Source organism: Colwellia sp. PAMC 20917 (assembly GCF_001767295.1).
Taxonomy (GTDB): domain Bacteria; phylum Pseudomonadota; class Gammaproteobacteria; order Enterobacterales; family Alteromonadaceae; genus Colwellia_A.
Genome location: NZ_CP014944.1, coordinates 1,380,298 through 1,400,433 on the forward strand (window position 1 = coordinate 1,380,298; position 20,136 = coordinate 1,400,433).

Here is a 20,136-nt window from a genome sequence, read left to right on the forward strand (position 1 = left end):
TTCACCGACAAGGTTCACTGAGTGTTATTTAATCACTGTTATTTTCAATTTTTATCTCTTAACGACCTAATCCTAAAAACTTTAAACTCAAAGCAAGTAATAAAATAGAAACAGGCAATATTAATATCTCCCATGTGAGGCTATTTAAGTTAATCAAAATGATTTCAAAAAACTTAACAAACAAGATAATAACAATGACTTCACCCAGAATATTCTTTAAACGACCAATATTTGGTGTGCTTATCCATTTTAGAACAGAGGTTTTATTCGTAACTTTCTTATCACAAATAAAACTGCTGCGATATCATCCATGACACGGCATTTTTATCTAAGATTAGGATGACTAGTTATTTAAGTGCTTTGCATGGAAGCGCAAGTGCTCTTCAATAAAGCTCGAAATAAAGTAATAGCTGTGGTCATAACCTTCGTGAATTGACAGCTCTAATGGATAATTATTGACGTTTGCTGCCGCTTCTAGTGCTTCTGGCTTTAACTGTTCTTTCAAAAAATCATCAGCTCCACCTTGATCAACTTTAGCCGGAATAAACGTGGTCGCTCGACGCATTAAATTACTGGCATCATAATTGTGCCAAGTTGCTTTGTCTTTACCGAGGTAAGCGGCAAAAGCCTTTTTCCCCCAAGGTGCATTCATTGGATTGCAAATGGGGCTAAACGCCGACATTGAGCGATAACGTTCCGGGTTTAGCATAGCAATAGTCAGTGCGCCATGCCCGCCCATAGAATGGCCGCTAATGGCGCGTTTATCTGACACAGGAAACGCCGCTTCGATTATCTGAGGCAACTCATTAACGACATAATCGTACATGTGGTAATGACGATTCCAAGGTGCTTGAGTTGCGTTTACATAAAAGCCAGCGCCTTGACCTAAATCATAACCTTCGTCATTCGCTACGTCGTCACCACGAGGGCTAGTATCAGGCGCAACAATGGCAATACCTAATTCGGCAGCCATGCGCAGTGCTCCTGCCTTTTGCATAAAGTTTTCATCGGTGCAAGTCAGGCCCGAAAGCCAATACAACACTGGCACTTTTTCTCCGTTGGATACTTGTGGCGGCAAGTAAATAGCAAATCGCATGTCGCAGTTTAATACTTTGGAATGATGGCTATATTGTTTGTGCCAGCCACCAAAGCTTTTGTTTACACTTACGTTTTCTATTAAAGGGGCAGTTGTCATGGTAAAACCTCAAGACGTTACTCCTTATCATTTATTCTATGTAAGGAGTAACTGACTAGCTATTAAGACGGATTAGTATTACCTATCAAAATCGCTAGTGATTATTTATCGAAATGGCTAATTATTTCTTATCAAAATGAATGACAGTACGAATACTCTCGCCTTTATGCATTAATTCAAATGATTCATTTATGTCTTCCAGCCCCATGGTATGGGTAATGAAGTCACTTAATTTGAATTCTCCGGCTAAGTAACGTTCAACGTAATCAGGTAACTCAGTACGGCCTTTAACACCACCAAACGCAGAGCCTCTCCATACACGACCAGTCACTAGTTGGAACGGACGGGTTGAGATTTCTTTACCTGCACCGGCAACACCAATAACCACTGATTCGCCCCAGCCTTTATGACAACATTCTAACGCTGAACGCATTAAGTCTACGTTACCAATACACTCAAACGAGTAGTCAACGCCGCCATCGGTTAGTTCAACAATCACGTCTTGAATAGGTTTGTCGTAATCTTTTGGATTAATGAAATCGGTAGCGCCTAATTTTTTCGCTAACTCAAACTTACTTTCGTTGATATCGATAGCAATAATACGGCTCGCTTTCGCCATAGTAGCGCCAATAACAGCCGATAAACCAATACCGCCAAGACCAAAGACAGCTACCGTAGCACCTTCTTCAACTTTGGCTGTATTCATTACCGCGCCCATACCGGTTGTAACACCACAACCTAGTAAACATACTTCTTCTAATGGCGCAGCTTTATTAACTTTCGCTAACGAAATTTCTGGTAACACTGTGTATTCAGAGAAGGTTGAACAACCCATGTAATGAAAGATTGGCTGACCATCTTTATAAAAACGCGTTGTGCCATCAGGCATCAAACCTTTACCTTGTGTTTCACGAATTTTCTGACAAAGGTTAGTTTTACCTGATAAACAGAATTTACATTCGCCACACTCTGGTGTGTATAAAGGAATAACATGGTCGCCAACTTTTACACTCGTTACGCCTTCACCTATTTGTTCAACAATACCACCACCTTCGTGACCTAAGATCACCGGGAAAATACCTTCAGGATCATCTCCAGATAAAGTAAATGCATCGGTGTGACATACGCCAGAAGCAATAACTTTAACTAATACTTCACCTTTGCGCGGTAGCATTACATCAACTTCTTCAATAGATAACGGTTGGTTTGGGCCCCAAGCGATCGCGGCTCTTGATTTGATAAATTTGTCAGTCATTTGAATTCTCACTTTTGTTTAAATATTGGTTTAAATAATAATCATGTAAATAACCTTTGAGTTACTCACTTTCAGTTTTTGTAATAATTAGCATTAAGCCTATTATTGAATGTTTTTACTCTAGCATGTCACTTAGTGTGCATGCCCTTGAGATAAATTAATTAATACAACCCCTGTGGCAACAAGTGCCATACCTGCCCAGGTCGTTAAATCTAAGTGTTGGCGATAAACGATAGTTGATAATAACGTTACACTTACAATCGCTAATCCAGCCCATAAAGCATGAACAATACCAACCGGCATCCCTTTCATTGCTTGCGACAAAAACATAAAAGCCGCAAGGTGCCCTATTAACACCAAAGCACTTGGTATCGGGCGGGTAAATCCCTCTGTTTCTTTTAACGCAACGTGAGATAATGTTTCAGCGATAACGCCTAATAAAAGAAATAACCAGCTCATGTATTCACCCTTATAAATATAGTCATAACCTAGCTCAAAACTTTATTTTTTTAATAGGTTGCGCTTTGTTGATGGAAGCTATTATAACTATCTTATAAAAAATGATAATATACTGTTTTAGTAAATCACTTGTACACAGGGGTAACAATCATGCAATGGGATGGTATTAGCGAATTTGTTTATGTTGCGGAAAATGAGAGCTTTACGCTCGCTTCAAAAAAAATGGCGATATCAACAGCGCAAGTGAGTCGCCAGATCAGTGCGCTAGAAAAGCGCCTTAATATCAAATTATTTTATCGCACAACACGCAAAGTATCCTTAACCGAAGAGGGACGTGTTTTTTATCAGCACTGTCGTAGCGTACTCGATGGATTAGATGCAGCAGAACGTGCTATTACAAACTTGCAATCTAAACCTCAAGGGAAAATTAAGTTAACAGCCCCAGTAACCTATGGTGAGAAACAGGTATTGCCCCTTGTGAATAATTTCATGAAACAATATAACGATGTAGAAGTGTCTGCTTATTTAAGCAATCGTCAAATTGACATCGTTGATGAAGGGTATGACTTAGCTATTCGTCTGGGTAAATTAAGCGATTCGACAATGATGGCAAAAAAATTAGGTAAGCGAACAAACTATGTTTGTGCCTCGCCAAGCTATCTAGAAAAACAGGGGATACCACATTCTATATCAGAGCTTAATAAGCACAGTTGTTTATTGGGGACAAATGATCACTGGCATTTTAGAGAGTCAGGCAGAGAAAAAAGTATCCGAGTAACGGGGAGGTTACGATACAACAATGGTTATAGCTTAACCGATGCAGCACTCAAAGGTTTAGGGATAGTGCAGTTACCAGATTACTATGTTCAACATCATATTCAACGTGGCGAACTGGTTACCTTGTTAGACAGTTATCGTGCGCCTGACGAAGGTATATGGGCGGTTTATCCTCAAAACCGCCATTTATCACCTAAAATTAGATTACTTGTTGACTATTTAGCTGAGCAACTACTTTAAACTCATTCTTTTCTGAACTGTATACCCAAGCCACTTGAATATGCAGGATTCAGCAAGTCGAGAAAGGGTTAGCACCAAGGCATTAATTGAAGAGAATGGTTGTTCCATTTTCGAAATCAATAACGTAGGAGATGACCCTTTATCGGCTTGCCCGTAGGGAGTTAAGCTAGAAAACCAGCCCAGCGTTGCACTACTTGATAATGGAATAACCATTCTCTTCGTATCGCGCCTTGATCTGATTTCCTAGCTTAGCTCTGAAACTGCATCTTCAAGTGGTTTGGGTATATACCCAGATCCTATATAGCACATCAATGTATGTCGTGCATATCCGCCACTGCATACAAACTCCCCCTTCTTTATTTGTTTTCTAATCAAGTGTCATTGTTACCATCAGGTAAAGGTAATTTACATATTTAGGTATTATCATTTATTTGGAAAGGTATATTATACCTCCATCGAAACGAGCCGTAGCAATTTAGCTACACATCGATAAGCAAATAATTAACTTTACTCTATGGAGAATATAAATGAGCATATTTACTCATGTAACTGTTGGTACTAACGACTTAACTCAATCACGCACTTTCTACGATAACGTTTTAAAGACAATTGGCCTTAAGCGCATCGCTGATTTAGATGAAAATGGCACTATTTGGGGCGTAGATGCACCATCATTCTTCGTTTTAAAACCAGCCAATGGTCAATCAGCTAGTGTTGGTAATGGTGTTACTGTCAGTTTTGAAGCGCCGAACCGCGCAGCGATTGACGCATTCCATGCCGCCGCAATAGCTGCTGGTAGCCCTGATGAAGGCGCTCCTGGTACACGAGATTGGGCACCAAATGCATACGCGGCGTATACTCGCGACCCTGATGGCAACAAGCTAGCAGTCTACTGCTTTAAAGAAGCTTAGATTAACGCACTCTATTAGTGAAACGTCAAAAAAGATTAATCAAGTAGCGAAAGCCGCTTGATTTTGAAGCTCGGCCATTTATGGCCGGAGTAGTTCACTAAGAGACTAGTAATAAGCGACTCACGTCTGCTAGGCTTTTTTCATTTAAACATTTAAACCACTAGGCCATTAGCTTTACTGTTCAATTTTATTAGCAATCGCCTGCGGAGAGCCTGTATTACGACATAACCAATAATATGCGCCTGGCACAATAAATAAGGTAAATATACTCGCTAGTGATACACCCGCAAAAATCACCACGCCAATCACCATTCTACTTTCAGCTCCAGGACCGACCGCAAACACTAAAGGAATAGCACTGGTTACCGTTGTAAATGTTGTCATAACAATAGGGCGTAATCTTTGCTGTGAAGCACTAATTAATGCTTCTTCAAAAGCAATCCCTTTGTCACGTAACTGGTTGGCAAATTCTACAATTAAAATACCATTTTTAGCTGCTAAGCCTATTAGCATGATAATACCAATTTGGCTGTAGATATTTAAACTCATGCCCATTAACTCGAGCCCAGCAAGTGCACCAACCAGTGCTAACGGTACGGTAAGTAAAATAACAAAAGGATGAATAAAGCTTTCAAACTGGGCAGCTAACACCAAATAAGTAATTAATAGGGCCAACAAAAAAACAAACATGATGGAATTACCTGATTCTTTTAGCAATAGCGACTCGCCTTTATAATCCACTTGCACATGTTCTGGCAGTTTATTTTTAGTCACATCGACAAGGAAATCTAGTGCGTCACCTAAAGCATAACCATCAGCCAAATTTGCAGTAACAGTAATACTACGCAAGCGGTTATAACGATTGAGTTGAGACGAGGTTGCATTTTCACCAATATTTAAAACACTCGCTAATGGTATTAATTTGTCGGTAGTACGAGAGCGAATATATAAATTTTCAATGTCTGCCGGGCTTTGAAATTGCTTTTCATCACCTTCAACAATTACATCATACTCTTCACCTCGATCAACAAACGTTGTAACACGACGTTGACCTAGCATGGTCTCTAGGGTTTGGGCGATATCACCCACTGTCACACCTAAATCATAGGCACGTTCACGATCTATTTGAACTAATAACTGAGGATATGTTTCTTGATAATCACTGTTGATATTCGACAATTTAGGATTTTTTTGCGCTTCTGTGATCAAAATATCACGCCACTGTGCTAGCTCTTTAAAGGTGTTCCCCTGTAAAACAAAAGACACAGGGTTATCACCACCGCCACCGCCACCAATGCCACGGCGCATGATGGCAAAGGCTCGTACATCAGTCACACTTTGCATATCTGCGTTTATTTTATTAATAAAACTGAATGTATCAATACTACGTTTATCCCATTCAGGTAAGCCAACAATAGCAACACCACCGCTCCCACCAAAACCAGGTACACGCACTAACACTCGGTCTAACTCACCTTGAGCTTGATAAGCTAGAAGCTTTTCTTCAATTTCATGCATATTTTTAACGTTGCTTTCATAACTTGCGCCTTCAGCGCTTTGCATCATTAAAAAGAAATTGCCACGGTCTTCTTTCGGTGTGTATTCAGAAGGTAATTTATTAAACAGCAAAAACACTGCGGCTAGTGCTAAGCCCAACACGAGTACGATAAGCATGGGTTGATGAATACTACTTTTAAGGGCGCGACCATAAGATGCTTCAAAACGAGCAAAAGCACGATCTAGCTTTTGACCAAAGGAAGAGCTCCGCTCTCTGTGTTTTAACATTTTTGAACACATCATTGGTGTAAGCGATAAAGCAGTCAGGCTTGAAAATATTACTGCGGCGGATATAGCGATAGCAAATTCGGTAAATAATCGGCCCATATTACCCGATAAAAAGACAAGAGGTACAAATACGGCTACTAACACCAACGTAGTTGCAACAACAGCAAAAGCAACTTCACGACCCCCCTCATATGCTGCCATCAATGGTGTTTGACCATTTTCGATACGACGATAAATATTTTCCAGTACAACAATGGCATCATCAACGACCAAGCCAATTGCGAGTACTAAGGCGAGTAAGGTTAATAAGTTAATAGAAAAACCAAACCATGACAGCGCCATCATTGAACCAATTAAAGCGACGGGTACTGTAATTGCGGGTATAAGAGTAGCTCGGACATTACCTAAAAATAAAAAGATAACCAATACCACCATCAACATGGCGATAATTAACGTGTTATAGACTTCATCAATCGAGCCTTGAATGAAAACAGAGCTATCGTAACTATTAGTAATAGTGGTACCAACAGGTAGCGTATTACGAATAGCGATCATCTCTTTTCTTGCTGACTTAACAACATCTAAGGTATTCCCCTTAGATTGCTTAATAACACCCAAGCCAACCATATTTTTGCCATTACCACGAAACATGTTTTCATCATCTTGCGCGCCAATAAAGACTTCAGCAACATCACCTAAACGTACCAGTGAATTACTTTCAGAACGATCAATAACCATATTGGCAAAATCTTGTTCTGATAAATAACTGCGCTCTACACGAATAGAGAAATCTCGATCAACTGACTCAATGCGTCCCGCTGGTAATTCAACATTCTCATCACGTAAAGTACGTTCAATATCCTGTACTGTAATATTACGCGCTGCCATTGACGCACGGTTTAGCCGTATTTTCATTACATAAGTACGTCCACCACCAACCCGTATGCGAGCAACACCATCAACCACAGCAAAACGGTCTACAATATATCGATTAGCATAATCAGTTAGCGCTAGTGTGCTCATGGTTTCACTTTGTAAAACAAACCAAACAATAACGTTTTCATCATCATTGGCTTTAGATACTTCTGGAGGATCGGCTTGCTCTGGTAAGTTATTTAGTGCTCGAGAAATACGATCGCGTACATCATTAGTCGCCGCATCAATATCTCGATCTAAATTAAATTCAATGGTTATACTAGAACGACCAACACGACTGTTTGAGTTAATAGTTTTAACGCCTTCAACGCCACTGATTCTGTCTTCAAGTAATTGGGTTATTTTAGTCTCGACAATCGCCGCTGACGCGCCGGGGTAATTAGTACTGATATTAACAATAGGAGGGTCAATATCAGGGTACTCTCGTAATGGCAGCATTAAAAAAGCAACAATACCAAAAGTAATGATAAGCAAATTTATAACGGTAGCAAAAACCGGTCTTTTAACCGATAAGTCAGACAATATCACTAGATCTTGCTCCCATTTTCAGGAATATCTGTTTCAGCTTTTTGACCACTAATACTTACAGCAGAGCCATCACGAAGTTTCAGTGCTCCTTCTACAACAACTTCTTCACCGGCAACTAAGCCTGATATAACTTCTACCACTCCGGGGTGACGTCGACCAATCTTTATCGCTTTACGTACAGCTTTGTCTTCTCTAACAACAAAAACGTAGTGAATATTCTCTATTGGAATAATACTGCTTTCAGGTAATTGCAAAATATTTTCTACTTGTAATAACACGCTAATATTAAGCAACATACCAGGTCGCAGTTTTAACGCTTTATTATTGATAGTAGCGCGAACTTTAATACTGCGCGTGCTTGCATCAATACGGCTATCAATCGCTGTAATTTCACCAATAAACTCTTTACCTTGATAGGCGCTATTAAAAGCAGTCACTTGTTGACCCACATGAATATGAGTGAGTAAACGCTCAGGTAAATGAAAATCTACCTTAACACTGCTCAGGTCATCTAAGCTGGTAATAATATCACCCGCATCAAGATAAGCTCCTTTACTCACTTCACGAAAACCAAGAACGCCAGCAAATGGTGCACGAATAATTAAATCATTTACTTTACTGTTTGCACTCACAAGTTGTGCTTCAATCGCTTTAGTTTTTGCTTCTTGCTGCTCGACTAGAGATTTAGAGGTTGTGTTGCTAGAAAGCAGCTTAGTTAAACGCGTTAAATGTGCCTGTGATTCTGACAAGTTGGCGGTTAACTCGTTAACTTTAGCCAGCTCTTCTTGATTATTCAGCTTAACTAACACAGCACCTTTTTTTACTTTTTGACCATCGTCAAAATTAATCGCATCAACAAGATCTGAATATTTACTGGTAATAATCACTTGTTCATTAGCGCGCGCTGTACCGACAGCTTCAACACTCTCAATAAATTCAGTAAGTACCACTGGCAGCATTTTTACCGCAACAACACGTTCAAATTTACTTTCTTCCTGCTTAGCTTCAGGCCACTGCAAATAAACAATTAAGACGACTAAAATAGCAACTAAAATCAATAAAGGTAGTCGGTTGGTAAAAGTAGAAGTACTTGTTGGTGCTGTAGATACAGGCTTATTTGACATAAAAGTTCTCTGAAAGCATATTAATAATGAGGTTAAGCAGTAAGTTTAGCGAGCATGTTCGCACAAAGATTATAACCTAAAGCCTAATTAATAGCATTTAACTAGCCAGTAACTTAGCCCAGAATATTAACCACTTAACGTAATCAAATTGCATCGAGTTAGGCCGGCTAAAATCCTAAAAGATATAGTAGAAGTGTCTGTAAAAAGCTTTCAAAAGACACTACCCTGCCCCTAACTTATTACTATCTCGACAGTCTGCTACCACTGCAATTATTAAGTGTCTATATTTCATATTGTTAAGCATCAATAGATACAAAAAAACATCAATCATGACAATTGATGTTTTATCGAACCTGTCGAGAAAACCCCGTGATCCGAGCGAAGCGAAAGTCGCGGGGTAGTTCACTAAACTAGTCTCCTGTCTAAATCAGTTATCCCTAAAAATAAAAAACCACTCAAATGGAGTGGTTTTTATAACTATATTTATAACTCAAATAACGAATTAAAATATGAGTTAGTTCAAACTACCACTAGGCAGACGCACGGAGTTGACGATAGTCAATGAGTACTTCTAACAACGTGGTAGGAAGAAATAAACATAGTTTAATCGTTATTGGCCTTTAACTTCTGACAGGCCATTAAATATAGCTTTATCACCAAGGTACTCTTCAATACGTAATAATTGGTTGTACTTAGAAACACGGTCTGAACGACAAAGTGAACCGGTTTTAATTTGGCCTGCCGCTGTACCTACCGCTAAATCAGCAATCGTTGCATCTTCAGTTTCGCCTGAACGATGAGAAATAACGGCAGTAAAGCCAGCATCTTTCGCCATTTTAATCGCCGCTAATGTTTCAGTTAAGGTACCAATCTGGTTAAACTTAATTAAAATTGAGTTGCCAATACCTTGTTCAATACCACGAGCTAAGATTTTAGTATTCGTTACAAATAAATCATCGCCAACAATTTGTATTTTATCGCCCAATAATTTTGTTTGGTAAGCAAAACCATCCCAATCAGACTCATCCAAGCCGTCTTCAATAGAAACGATAGGGTATTCTTCACATAGCGTTGCTAAGAAATCAGAGAATTCGTTAGCTGTAAATTGCTTACCTTCGCCTTTCAGATCGTAAATGCCTTTCTCGCTATCATAAAATTCTGAAGCAGCACAATCCATCGCTAACGTAATGTCTTTACCTAATTCATAACCGGCAGCAGAAACGGCTTCCTTAATAACGGCTAAAGCGTCAGCATTCGAGGCTAAATCTGGTGCAAAACCACCTTCATCACCAACTGCAGTATTTAAACCTTTTGCAGATAATACTTTTTTCAAGGCATGAAATATCTCAGCGCCCATACGTAATGCTTCACTGAAACTTTTAGCACTTACCGGTTGGATCATGAATTCTTGAATATCAACATTATTGTCTGCATGTTCACCGCCATTGATGATATTCATCATAGGTAAAGGTAATGAGTATTGACCCGGAGTTCCGTTTAAATCAGCGATATGTTCAAACAATTGTACTTTCTTTTCCATTGCGGCTGCTTTTGCATTTGCTAATGAAACCGCTAAAATAGCATTGGCACCAAATTTTTCTTTATTTTCAGTACCGTCTAAGTCGATCATGATTTGATCAATAGTGGCTTGTTCTAAAGCACTTTGTCCGATCAATACCGCTTGAATGTCATTGTTTATCGCCGCAACCGCTTTTAATACGCCTTTACCTAAATAACGAGACTTATCACCATCACGTAACTCTAACGCTTCACGTGAACCGGTTGATGCGCCAGAGGGTGCAGCAGCACGACCCCAAGCACCCGATGCTAAAAAAACGTCAGCTTCAACGGTTGGGTTACCACGAGAGTCCATAATTTCACGGGCGATAATTTTACTGATATTCGACATTATAATTCCTTTAAATTGAGTGCACTACAGCGAATGAACCGCTATTAAGTTGGTAATAGTTTTTAGTTTACATTTTACTGATAAAACATTTTGCCATAAATAATTATGCCAGAAAGCAAAACCGCAGCACTATGCTACGGTTTTATTAATTTTCAGGTTTAACTTGATTGCTGTTTTTGATGCTCAAATGAAGCAGCAATAAAGCTTTCAAACAATGGGTGTCCATCACGTGGAGTTGAATTAAACTCAGGATGAAACTGCCCAGCAATAAACCAAGGATGATCCGGTATTTCAATCATCTCAACTAATGTTTTATCCGTAGATAACCCCGAGAACACCAAACCAGCTTTGCTAATTTGCTCACGGTAGTTATTATTTACCTCATAACGATGACGGTGTCTCTCATAAATTGTTTCACTGCCATATACGTCATATGCCTTGGTACCTTTCACAAGGTGGCACAATTGTGAACCTAAACGCATCGTGCCGCCTAAGTCTGAATTTTCATGACGGTATTCAACTTGGCCTTCTTCATCTAACCATTCATTAATTAAACCAACCACTGGATGTGGGGTTTCAGGGTTAAATTCGGTGCTATGAGCGTCAGTAAGACCTGCAACATTGCGGGCATAATCAATAAGCGCCACTTGCATACCTAAACAAATCCCTAAATAAGGCACTTTGTTTTCACGGGCATATTTCGCCGCTAAAATTTTTCCTTCAACGCCACGAATACCAAAACCACCTGGCACTAATATCGCATCAACGGTTCCTAAAACATCAGTTCCTTTGCTCTCAAGATCTTGTGAGTCAATGTATTTAATGTTTACCGTTACTTGGTTTTTCAAGCCGGCATGTTTTAATGCTTCGTTAACAGATTTATACGCGTCTGGTAATTCAATATATTTACCTACCATGCCTATGGTAACTTCACCAAAAGGGTTAGCTTCTTGATAGAGTACTTTTTCCCATTCACTTAAATCGGCTGCGGGTACATCAAGACCAAAACGTTTAACCACTAATTCATCAATACCTTGGGCTTTAAGTAACGCCGGAATCTTATAAATACTATCAACGTCACGCATTGATAAAACCGCTTTTTCAGCAACATTGGTAAACAAAGATATTTTTGCTCGCTCATTAGCAGGCACAGTGCGTTCACTTCGACACACTAAAATATCAGGGACGATACCGATTGAACGCAGCTCTTTCACTGAATGTTGAGTTGGTTTTGTTTTAATTTCGCCGGCTGTTTTAATATAAGGCACTAACGTTAGGTGCATATACATCGCACGCTCACGTCCTAATTCTGTACCTAACTGGCGGATAGCTTCTAAGAAAGGTTGTGATTCAATATCACCAACCGTGCCGCCAATCTCAACCATAGCAACGTCATAACCTTCAGCACCCTCGATAACGCGACGCTTAATGTCGTTAGTAATATGAGGAATAACTTGAATAGTGGCACCTAAAAACTCACCTTTGCGCTCACGTGCAAGAATATCTTGATATATTCTGCCGGTGGTGAAGTTATTAAGCTTGGTCATTTTGGTACGAATAAATCGTTCATAATGCCCTAAATCCAAATCAGTTTCCGCGCCGTCTTCGGTAACAAACACTTCACCATGTTGAATAGGACTCATCGTACCCGGGTCAACATTAATATAAGGGTCAAGTTTTAACATTGTGACTTTTAAGCCGCGTGCTTCAAGAATTGCAGCAAGAGAAGCCGCGGCAATACCTTTACCAAGAGACGATACAACGCCGCCGGTTACAAAAATATATCTAGTTGTCATGTGATACCAAAAGTCAGAGTGAGCAGGAATTTTGTGTGTTTTACTTAAGTTGTTTTGCTGGCTTATTATACGAATTAATTAACGAATAATGAGGTAAGTTTAGTCATGATTTTGAAAAACGCACCAACCTAGCAGGACGGGAAAACATTATACTTAAAACTAGCTACCACGACAATATGATCAACCGATCAATTTCTGTTATTTTGACAAAAACATTTAATCACTGTGTTTATTTTATCGATAAAAAGCTAACATATTGTTTTAATTCACCCTAGGCATTGGATACCCTTTATGACTTCATCTCGTTTAACCGCCGTACTTTGTGCAATCGATAAAATAAATAGTGAAGATCCCAATCAAACACTTGTTAATGGGCATCCTCAAGCCAATGAATTACTTTATGGTCAATACATGACTTCTTGTCTTGAGCAGTACTTTCCTCAGTCAAATGAATTATTACAAATAGCTGTGCGGGCACAGCATATTAAACGCTGGGACTTAAAGCGTACCGAATTTGATGAAGGCAAAGCTGGCTATTATCAATGGCGAATTTCCCAAGGAAAGTTCCACGCTGAGCTCACTAAGTCATTAATGTTAGAAAATGATTATTCTGAGCATGAGGCTGAATTGACCGCTTGTATTTTAAGAAAAGAACAGCTCAAAACAAATGCCAACACGCAAACGTTAGAGGATGTCGCTTGCTTAGTATTCTTACAATATTACTTTGACGCTTTTGCCGCTAAATATACTGAAGCAGACAACGAAGCTAAAATCATTAGGATAGTAAAGAAAACTTGGGGAAAAATGTCAGCACGTGGTCACGAAATAGCACTTTCATTAACACTCCCTAACCATTTAGCGACCTTAGTGGGTAAAGCACTCGCTGATTAATAATTAACAGTTAAGTTTGTTGTTCCTCTGCTGAAAGAGGTAAACGCCATAGAAAAATAAAGGGCCCTGCAACTAAAACGATGACCAACACTCGCAGTAGGTTATTGTCTAATTGATAGCACGAACCCATGGTGGCTAAGATAATAGTACTTAAAGCGATTGTTTTAGCCCTTTTAGGAATACTGCCTGATGTTTGCCAATGGTAAATCAAGGGGCCAAAAACTTTATGTCTAAGTAATATTTTATTCATACGTGGCGAAGACTTAGCAAAACAACTCGCCGCAACTAACAGAAAAGGTGTGGTAGGAAGAATCGGCAATACCACACCCAGTAGAGCAAGACCTACAAAGAACAAACCAGTAAGTTTTAAGAGCCGCTGTGCTAGCAGTTCGTTCATTCTATTTGCCAATCATTATAGACAAAGTCAACTGAGGATAATAACTGCTGTAGCTCTCCTGACAAGCGCATTTCATTAACAATTACACTGAGTGCTTTATTCAGACTTTGTCCTTTCTCTGTCTTAGGAAAAACCATTTTAACTTCAAACTTTTTATAAAGTTGACGTTTAACAGCAGCTAACAACGGCAAATTTTCACGTAAAAGAGGATCGGTGGAAGAATCAGCAAAAATATAACCGTCGGTCATTTTGTGCTGCACTTTCTTTAAACTACAAAGGATACAACTAGAACCCATCTTTAATTCACTAAAAAAAGGCAGGTGAGCAGCATCAGTTTCAATTTTATAATTTACCAGTTTAGTGAGATCAACAAACCTATCTTTATGGGTATAAAGTACAAAGTTGACATGAAAAATAGTTTCGTCTGAGTAAATAAAGTTATCTTGAGGCGAATTCTCAGCTTGGGGCTTAATAAAGGGTAAATGAAAATCAACTTGATTAGTAATAACATAATAGATAGAACGCGAAAAAGGCACTATCTGGATTTCTATATTTTGGTCTAGTTTCTTGGCAAGCACTTTAACAAAATCGACCAAAACCCCTTCATCTTTACTTACCGCATGAACTGGCATTTGAGGAATACTGACACGTAATATATCTGTCGCAATACTGGTATTACAGTAAAACAACACACTCAAAAGGCAAATAAACTTAATAAACACACGATTGGTAATCACTAATAACTATCCTTAATTGCTATAAATTAAGCATAATATATTTTATCTAATAAAAAAATATTTTTAAGCGCTTTAAATTTCATTGATTTATAACAAGGTTATCTTTGCTCAACAGCGAGGTATTATCGATAACACTCCTAACGATGAGGGGGTGTTATCGATGGTTTTTGTCACGCAACGAGACCTAGTATAATGATTAATAGGTCTCACTATAAAACAGCAACCGCTATTATCGCTCGGTATTCCAACTAAATAAGTAAGAGCCTAACGCTAAAAAGATAGTACTCATAATCAAAAGTGCGGTCAGGTGATAACTGATATCAGCTAAGGTTGCACCTTCGGTGATCACTTTTCTCGCTCCAGCCACTAAATGAGTTAAAGGTAAAAAGTCAGCAAAAACTTTTACCGCATTGGGCGCACCTTCTAAACTAAACCAAACACCTGATAACAACATCATTGGCCATGAGGTCAAATTAAGTAAACCGCCAATAAGCTCTTCACTCTTACTTCTGCTCGCAACCAGCAAACCTAAAGATATTAAGCTAATAGCGCCTAAAACTGCGATAATAAATAGATCAAAATAGCTGCCCAGCATGTAAAAATCAAAAAAGAAATTACAGCCAATATAAACAACACTCGACATAAACATCACAATAAAGATGCGTGACACTAATTGTGCTGATACAAATTCAAACGCTGAAAGCGGTGTCGCTTTTAAACGTTTTAATACTGCATTTTTACGATAACGTACTATCACGTAGCCAACACCAAATAGGCAACTGAACATCATGTTCATTCCAAGGATCCCAGGCAGCACCCAATCGACATAACGAATTTTCTTACCATAGGTTTCTAGGCGTTGAAAGTTATTGTGCTGTCCTAAAAAGATTTTTTCAACCAGGTAACTGTTTGGCGAACCTTGGTTAACCCAATAACTTTTTTGGCTAAAGTCGACTAAAAAATCAATAGCATGCTGTTCTAATTTTACGGTTGCTAACGCCTTATCTTGATAGTCGATAAAGTCAACGTAACGTGTTTCCATAAAACTTGATTGAACGGTTTTACTGTCGATAACCCCCACTTTATAAACGGCTTTTCCGTCACCAGAAAAAACAAAAGATAAACCCGCTAACATAAGAATAGGGAAAAACAAATTCCATCCTAATGATGAACGATCGCGAAAAAATTCAATATTACGGGCTTTGACTACCGCAAAAAAACGTTTGAAATTCATATCTTTTATTCTCTCAATGAATGGCCGGTTAATTTTAGAAAAAGATCATCAAGATTAGGAGACTTTACTTGTAAACCTTCTAATGGAATTTTTTCAGCAATTAACAAGCTAATAGTTTCTTCCACATGTTGCGTCGTTATTTCGACGCGCTCGTGTTCGATAGTCCAATGATGTTTTTCAATTAATGGCTGCGGTACTTGCTCTTGAGGTAAATAAATAAAGACCTCTTGAAAATGCTTAGCAAGTAATCGATTAGGTGTACCACTTTCAATAATTTTACCATTGTCCATAATAACCACTTCATCACAAAGTTGTTCCGCTTCGTCCATGTAATGAGTGGTTAAAATAACCGTCTTATTTTGAGCTTTAATATTTTTTATTAACTGCCAAAAATTACGTCTCGCCTGTGGATCAAGCCCCGTAGTGGGCTCATCAAGAAAAATAATATCGGGGTCATTAATTAACGCCAGTGCTAATAATAACCGTTGGCGTTGTCCACCCGACAACAAACGATTATCTCTATCTAAAAAATCTTTTAAGCCACAGAGCTCAATTAATTGCTGATGAGGTACAGTGTTGTCATAAAATGCGGTGAATAAATTTAAGGTCTCTTGTACCGTTAAAAAATCTTGCAAAGCAGTACTTTGAAATTGAATGCCAATTTGCTGACTTATATCCTTACCTATGCTTTTTCCTGAATAAAGCACTTCACCACTGGTCGCTGGAATTATCCCTTCCATTATTTCAATGGTCGTCGTTTTTCCTGCACCATTTGGCCCTAACAAACCAAAACAATGCCCTTTAGTAATGGTGAAACTAATATCATCAACCGCTTGCACACCTTTATAACTTTTAACTAAATGATTAACTTCAATAACATCGTTTTTTGTTTGACCAACCCGTTGCTGACTCTGTGTCATAACTTTCCTAATAATACCTAATGCTTGCTCGTTATTGTAATGGGATATGTGTAAAAATCACATCACTAAAAATAATAAAACACCTAACAATACAAATGATAACAATTATCATTTGCATTATGGTAACTATTACATTAAATTAAATCTAACGTTATCGGCAAAGCAAAGGAGTTTCATCATGGGTGCGCAACAATACTCTATCAATAGAAAAAATATCCAAGACAATTATCACCAAACACACACTGAAAAGGCAAAAGTTGAATTGCCCATCATATTATTAGAAAAGTTAATCTTGTCTGGCGCTTTGCCTGGTAATGAGTGCAGGTGCTTAGATGATGCTGCACGTAAAACATTGTGGCAATCACTCTTACAAAGCAGCTTGCAGGGAGAGCAATCAAGATGTCGTTAACTTATTCAGCGAGCTCTCATAAAGACAGTATTCATTGCGCTATTGCTTATTCAAGTGAGCTTTATCAAATAGAAGATTGGTTGAGCGTATTAACCAAAACTTATGCGCAACATCCCAGTAATGAATTAGCAAAGGTGATCAGCTATTATTTAACTCGCCTTATTAAACATGACGACTTCACCGCTTTCGCCAGTCAGCCTTGTCATTATTTTACTATGCTTAAATTTTGGCAACAACAGATCGCCTAGGCGATTGAATAGCTAGTGCGCTTGCGCTTGAGCCTGCGCAATGTAATCAATTAGGGCCTGATTTAGCATTTTTTTACCAGTTAACTGATGATTCTTACATACTTCATCAACGGGCTTTTTCTGTAAAATACGTTCAATTAACACGAGTATACTTGCTTGATAATTTTCTTTACAGTGTAAAAGACACCAATAATGTAACGCTTTTACGCAATGACTAAACTGCCGTTTTTGTTGAACAAAGTCGCTAATACTGCTTAGCTGATGGGCGCTTAGCTGTGGTAAACTTTTATCCGGGCAATGATGTAATATTTGCCACACTAACTTAGGTGATAAACCTTTGTATTCATCGGTGAGTAAATAATCGAATGAACTATAAAATTCACTGGCAATCTTTCGTTGAAAAAATTGCCCCCGGTCGCTCATTGCAGAAACCACTAGCGCGGAATGCTCACCACTGGCTTGGTCTTTAGTAAAACCTATTCGAGCAATTTGATAATCAGCATCTTGCCAAAACTTAAGTAACTGCGCATTGGCACCAAAACTCGCGCCAATAAAATCAACTTGCTGCTTTTTTGCAAAATTTTCTAGCGCTTTAATAAAACAACGGCCAAAACCATATCCTTGATATTGTGGATGAATAGCTATGCGTAAAACCCGCAAATATTGATAACTAAAACTTTCACTAAAACCACAATGAGTTAATAAAGATTGGGGAATAAACTGATTTTTTAGTCGACGTTGATTTGTTGCTATCGCTTGAATATCGGCTGTTTTATTACACCCTTCTTCAAGAAGTAAGGCAACACCGACAATATCATCACCTAATTTGGCAACAAATAATTGTAGCGCTTTATTGTCTAGTAATAGCGTAATATCGTTTGGTGACGTTTGATAATGAGCAGTGACCAGCACAGCAAAAACTTGCTTTAATAACGCTGTGTCTTCAATCAACGAGGTTGATGATACTTGGCTAAAAGATAACGACTCTTTAGCCAACTGCACTGTCGATGATTGGCTTAAGGTTGTTTTATTGAAAGAAATTTCGCTTACAGGCTGAGTTAGTAACGGCAATTCTGTTAACTTGGCGTTGAGTAAACAACTTTCAAAAACAAAGACTTCTAGCGGATCGTCTTGACGCCAGCGAATAGGCTGATGCATATGAAAGCTTCGCCACTGCGGCACTTGCTTTGTTAACGCTTGTTGAAACTTTACCGTAAAGCCGCGCCCTGCTCCTTCATAACCATGAACCGTACTTGAAAAAACAACACGAGAAAAAAGGGCCGTTAAGCTTGTTAATAAAGGCACCGGAATGGCAGCTGCCTCGTCAACCAGTAATAGCGAAATATTCAATGAATCATCGCGGCGAATGAGTTGATCGACCGCAACAAAAGTTATCGACCCCAAAGGGTGAACCAAGGCGGTTTTACTGGTATTAGCATAGTCAAATTTTTCGCCAAGTGCCGCTAATGAACAAGCAAGTTGACGGTAAAAAACCGATAAAGAACGAACATGGGGTGCGGTAATAACAATATTAATTTTTTCATGGCCCATAGCGGTGTTATTTGCAATGAGCTCAACACAAGCAATAGCAAGCGCTGATGATTTTCCACGACCACGATCAGCGGTTAGCACTAATGGGCGGTTTCGATGACCTCGGCTGACCTTAATAATATGTTCAACGGCTATTTGTTGTTCTTTGGTTTTACATTGATATAAAAAATCACTAGAGACGGTCGATATTGCTGGTGCTATATCATCTAACAACGGAAACGTTTGTTCGTCACTTTGTGAAATCGTAATTAACGCTTTATTGTCGAGTAGTTGTCGATAAAAATACTTAAGTGAAGCTTTCTTTGTTTGCTCAATCGCTTGTATTAATGGTTTTTCAAGCCATAAACACATAACACCGCCAGCGACTAGCGTGCCAGAGAGCGCCGCAAAAGCATCCAAATTGATACTATTAAGCGCAGAACAGTCGCTATTTTCAACACCTGAAAATAATATTCGACTATGCTCACTACCGAGTTGCTGAGCAAAGTGTTTGTTGTTGATCGTGGCAGAAATTTCGGGGTGGTGACTAAACACCAGCCAAGCGTCTTTACTCTGGTTTTGTTCATTAAGTTGCAGTAACTGCTTTACCCAGCAAGCATCACCGACCAGTAACACCAGTTGTCGCTGAAATTTGCTCAAAGCCTGACATTGCATTTCTTCAAGCCATTCGACGAAATTACGGTTAGACATAAGCAGGCGCTAAATTCAGTAAAACTAAAGTGAAAGCAGTTTATCAATCTGCTACCGCAATTCAAATAGTTTATTTTTATCTGCGGTTATTTACTAAAAAATAATGGCATTAATAGTAGGCGATTGAGCTAATTTATTGAAATT

The 20,136-nt window shown here is 38.8% G+C and carries 18 protein-coding genes; 5 read left to right on the top strand and 13 right to left on the bottom strand.

Annotated features, from left to right (window positions below):
* Window positions 1-58: 58 nt before the first annotated feature.
* From A3Q34_RS20030 to A3Q34_RS05890, 4 genes are all read right to left on the bottom strand, one after another.
* Window positions 59-289 carry a YqhA family protein gene (locus A3Q34_RS20030; RefSeq protein ID WP_269447189.1) on the bottom strand — a complete coding sequence of 77 codons (231 nt, stop codon included), beginning with the start codon at window positions 287-289 and terminating at the stop codon, window positions 59-61.
* 54 nt (window positions 290-343) lie between these two features.
* Window positions 344-1,195, bottom strand: coding sequence for an S-formylglutathione hydrolase (gene fghA, locus A3Q34_RS05880; protein ID WP_070374513.1), 852 nt, complete (start codon window positions 1,193-1,195; stop codon window positions 344-346).
* A 121-nt stretch (window positions 1,196-1,316) separates the two neighbouring features.
* Entirely contained in the window at window positions 1,317-2,450 is a 1,134-nt protein-coding gene (locus A3Q34_RS05885; protein WP_070374514.1) for an S-(hydroxymethyl)glutathione dehydrogenase/class III alcohol dehydrogenase, read from the bottom strand.
* Between the two features lie 132 nt (window positions 2,451-2,582).
* Window positions 2,583-2,909, bottom strand: a complete 327-nt coding sequence (locus tag A3Q34_RS05890; RefSeq protein ID WP_070374515.1) for a DMT family transporter — start codon at window positions 2,907-2,909, stop codon at window positions 2,583-2,585.
* 150 nt (window positions 2,910-3,059) lie between these two features.
* Here A3Q34_RS05890 and A3Q34_RS05895 point away from each other — a divergent pair, with 150 nt between their 5' ends.
* Both A3Q34_RS05895 and A3Q34_RS05905 read left to right on the top strand, forming a co-directional pair.
* Window positions 3,060-3,926, top strand: a complete 867-nt coding sequence (locus A3Q34_RS05895; protein WP_070374516.1) for a LysR family transcriptional regulator — start codon at window positions 3,060-3,062, stop codon at window positions 3,924-3,926.
* Window positions 3,927-4,453: 527 nt separating this feature from the next.
* On the top strand, window positions 4,454-4,837 hold the full coding sequence (locus A3Q34_RS05905; protein WP_070374518.1) for a VOC family protein: 384 nt from the start codon (window positions 4,454-4,456) through the stop codon (window positions 4,835-4,837).
* A gap of 174 nt (window positions 4,838-5,011) precedes the next feature.
* Here the strand turns inward: A3Q34_RS05905 and A3Q34_RS05910 are convergent, their stop codons facing one another.
* The 4 genes from A3Q34_RS05910 to A3Q34_RS05930 all read right to left on the bottom strand — a co-directional run bounded on the left by A3Q34_RS05910 (window position 5,012) and on the right by A3Q34_RS05930 (window position 12,915).
* Window positions 5,012-8,086, bottom strand: coding sequence for an efflux RND transporter permease subunit (locus tag A3Q34_RS05910; protein ID WP_070374519.1), 3,075 nt, complete (start codon window positions 8,084-8,086; stop codon window positions 5,012-5,014).
* Window positions 8,086-9,210: an efflux RND transporter periplasmic adaptor subunit gene (locus A3Q34_RS05915; protein WP_070374520.1), complete on the bottom strand. Its 1,125-nt coding sequence runs from the start codon at window positions 9,208-9,210 to the stop codon at window positions 8,086-8,088. Before A3Q34_RS05915 ends, A3Q34_RS05910 begins: the two co-directional genes overlap by 1 nt.
* A 610-nt stretch (window positions 9,211-9,820) precedes the next feature.
* On the bottom strand, window positions 9,821-11,119 hold the full coding sequence (gene eno / locus A3Q34_RS05925; RefSeq protein WP_070374522.1) for a phosphopyruvate hydratase: 1,299 nt from the start codon (window positions 11,117-11,119) through the stop codon (window positions 9,821-9,823).
* A 158-nt stretch (window positions 11,120-11,277) separates the two neighbouring features.
* Window positions 11,278-12,915, bottom strand: coding sequence for a CTP synthase (locus tag A3Q34_RS05930; RefSeq protein WP_070374523.1), 1,638 nt, complete (start codon window positions 12,913-12,915; stop codon window positions 11,278-11,280).
* Window positions 12,916-13,206: 291 nt separating this feature from the next.
* On the opposite strand from A3Q34_RS05930, the gene A3Q34_RS05935 reads away from it, so the two are divergent.
* A complete protein-coding gene (locus A3Q34_RS05935; protein ID WP_070374524.1) occupies window positions 13,207-13,806 on the top strand; it encodes a DUF4202 domain-containing protein in 600 nt (199 codons plus the stop codon).
* Window positions 13,807-13,816: 10 nt separating this feature from the next.
* On the opposite strand, the gene A3Q34_RS05940 is transcribed toward A3Q34_RS05935, so the two are convergent.
* From A3Q34_RS05940 to A3Q34_RS05955, 4 genes are all read right to left on the bottom strand, one after another.
* Complete coding sequence (locus A3Q34_RS05940) at window positions 13,817-14,203, bottom strand: YbaN family protein (RefSeq protein ID WP_070374525.1); 387 nt, start codon at window positions 14,201-14,203, stop codon at window positions 13,817-13,819.
* Window positions 14,200-14,940: a transporter substrate-binding domain-containing protein gene (locus A3Q34_RS05945; RefSeq protein WP_070374526.1), complete on the bottom strand. Its 741-nt coding sequence runs from the start codon at window positions 14,938-14,940 to the stop codon at window positions 14,200-14,202. The genes A3Q34_RS05940 and A3Q34_RS05945 overlap by 4 nt, the downstream gene beginning before the upstream one ends.
* A gap of 229 nt (window positions 14,941-15,169) precedes the next feature.
* A complete protein-coding gene (locus A3Q34_RS05950; protein ID WP_070374527.1) occupies window positions 15,170-16,174 on the bottom strand; it encodes an ABC transporter permease in 1,005 nt (334 codons plus the stop codon).
* A 5-nt stretch (window positions 16,175-16,179) separates the two neighbouring features.
* A complete protein-coding gene (locus A3Q34_RS05955; protein WP_070374528.1) occupies window positions 16,180-17,094 on the bottom strand; it encodes an ABC transporter ATP-binding protein in 915 nt (304 codons plus the stop codon).
* Between the two features lie 178 nt (window positions 17,095-17,272).
* Here A3Q34_RS05955 and A3Q34_RS05960 point away from each other — a divergent pair, with 178 nt between their 5' ends.
* Window positions 17,273-17,503 (top strand): hypothetical protein, encoded by a 231-nt coding sequence (locus A3Q34_RS05960; protein ID WP_070374529.1) that lies wholly within the window; start codon window positions 17,273-17,275, stop codon window positions 17,501-17,503.
* Window positions 17,494-17,751 carry a hypothetical protein gene (locus A3Q34_RS05965; protein WP_070374530.1) on the top strand — a complete coding sequence of 86 codons (258 nt, stop codon included), beginning with the start codon at window positions 17,494-17,496 and terminating at the stop codon, window positions 17,749-17,751. The genes A3Q34_RS05960 and A3Q34_RS05965 overlap by 10 nt, the downstream gene beginning before the upstream one ends.
* A gap of 12 nt (window positions 17,752-17,763) precedes the next feature.
* On the opposite strand, the gene A3Q34_RS05970 is transcribed toward A3Q34_RS05965, so the two are convergent.
* A complete protein-coding gene (locus tag A3Q34_RS05970) occupies window positions 17,764-19,992 on the bottom strand; it encodes a GNAT family N-acetyltransferase (RefSeq protein WP_070374531.1) in 2,229 nt (742 codons plus the stop codon).
* Window positions 19,993-20,136: the final 144 nt, after the last annotated feature.

Excerpts from the sequence above, each read along its gene's own strand:
- fghA (WP_070374513.1), bottom strand. The coding sequence starts at position 1,195 with ATGACAACTGCCCCTTTAATAGAAAACGTAAGTGTAAACAAAAGCTTT.
- A3Q34_RS05885 (WP_070374514.1), bottom strand. The coding sequence starts at position 2,450 with ATGACTGACAAATTTATCAAATCAAGAGCCGCGATCGCTTGGGGCCCA.
- A3Q34_RS05890 (WP_070374515.1), bottom strand. The coding sequence starts at position 2,909 with ATGAGCTGGTTATTTCTTTTATTAGGCGTTATCGCTGAAACATTATCT.
- A3Q34_RS05895 (WP_070374516.1), top strand. The coding sequence starts at position 3,060 with ATGCAATGGGATGGTATTAGCGAATTTGTTTATGTTGCGGAAAATGAG.
- A3Q34_RS05905 (WP_070374518.1), top strand. The coding sequence starts at position 4,454 with ATGAGCATATTTACTCATGTAACTGTTGGTACTAACGACTTAACTCAA.
- A3Q34_RS05915 (WP_070374520.1), bottom strand. The coding sequence starts at position 9,210 with ATGTCAAATAAGCCTGTATCTACAGCACCAACAAGTACTTCTACTTTT.
- eno (WP_070374522.1), bottom strand. The coding sequence starts at position 11,119 with ATGTCGAATATCAGTAAAATTATCGCCCGTGAAATTATGGACTCTCGT.
- A3Q34_RS05930 (WP_070374523.1), bottom strand. The coding sequence starts at position 12,915 with ATGACAACTAGATATATTTTTGTAACCGGCGGCGTTGTATCGTCTCTT.
- A3Q34_RS05935 (WP_070374524.1), top strand. The coding sequence starts at position 13,207 with ATGACTTCATCTCGTTTAACCGCCGTACTTTGTGCAATCGATAAAATA.
- A3Q34_RS05940 (WP_070374525.1), bottom strand. The coding sequence starts at position 14,203 with ATGAACGAACTGCTAGCACAGCGGCTCTTAAAACTTACTGGTTTGTTC.
- A3Q34_RS05950 (WP_070374527.1), bottom strand. The coding sequence starts at position 16,174 with ATGAATTTCAAACGTTTTTTTGCGGTAGTCAAAGCCCGTAATATTGAA.
- A3Q34_RS05955 (WP_070374528.1), bottom strand. The coding sequence starts at position 17,094 with ATGACACAGAGTCAGCAACGGGTTGGTCAAACAAAAAACGATGTTATT.
- A3Q34_RS05960 (WP_070374529.1), top strand. The coding sequence starts at position 17,273 with ATGGGTGCGCAACAATACTCTATCAATAGAAAAAATATCCAAGACAAT.
- A3Q34_RS05965 (WP_070374530.1), top strand. The coding sequence starts at position 17,494 with ATGTCGTTAACTTATTCAGCGAGCTCTCATAAAGACAGTATTCATTGC.
- A3Q34_RS05970 (WP_070374531.1), bottom strand. The coding sequence starts at position 19,992 with ATGTCTAACCGTAATTTCGTCGAATGGCTTGAAGAAATGCAATGTCAG.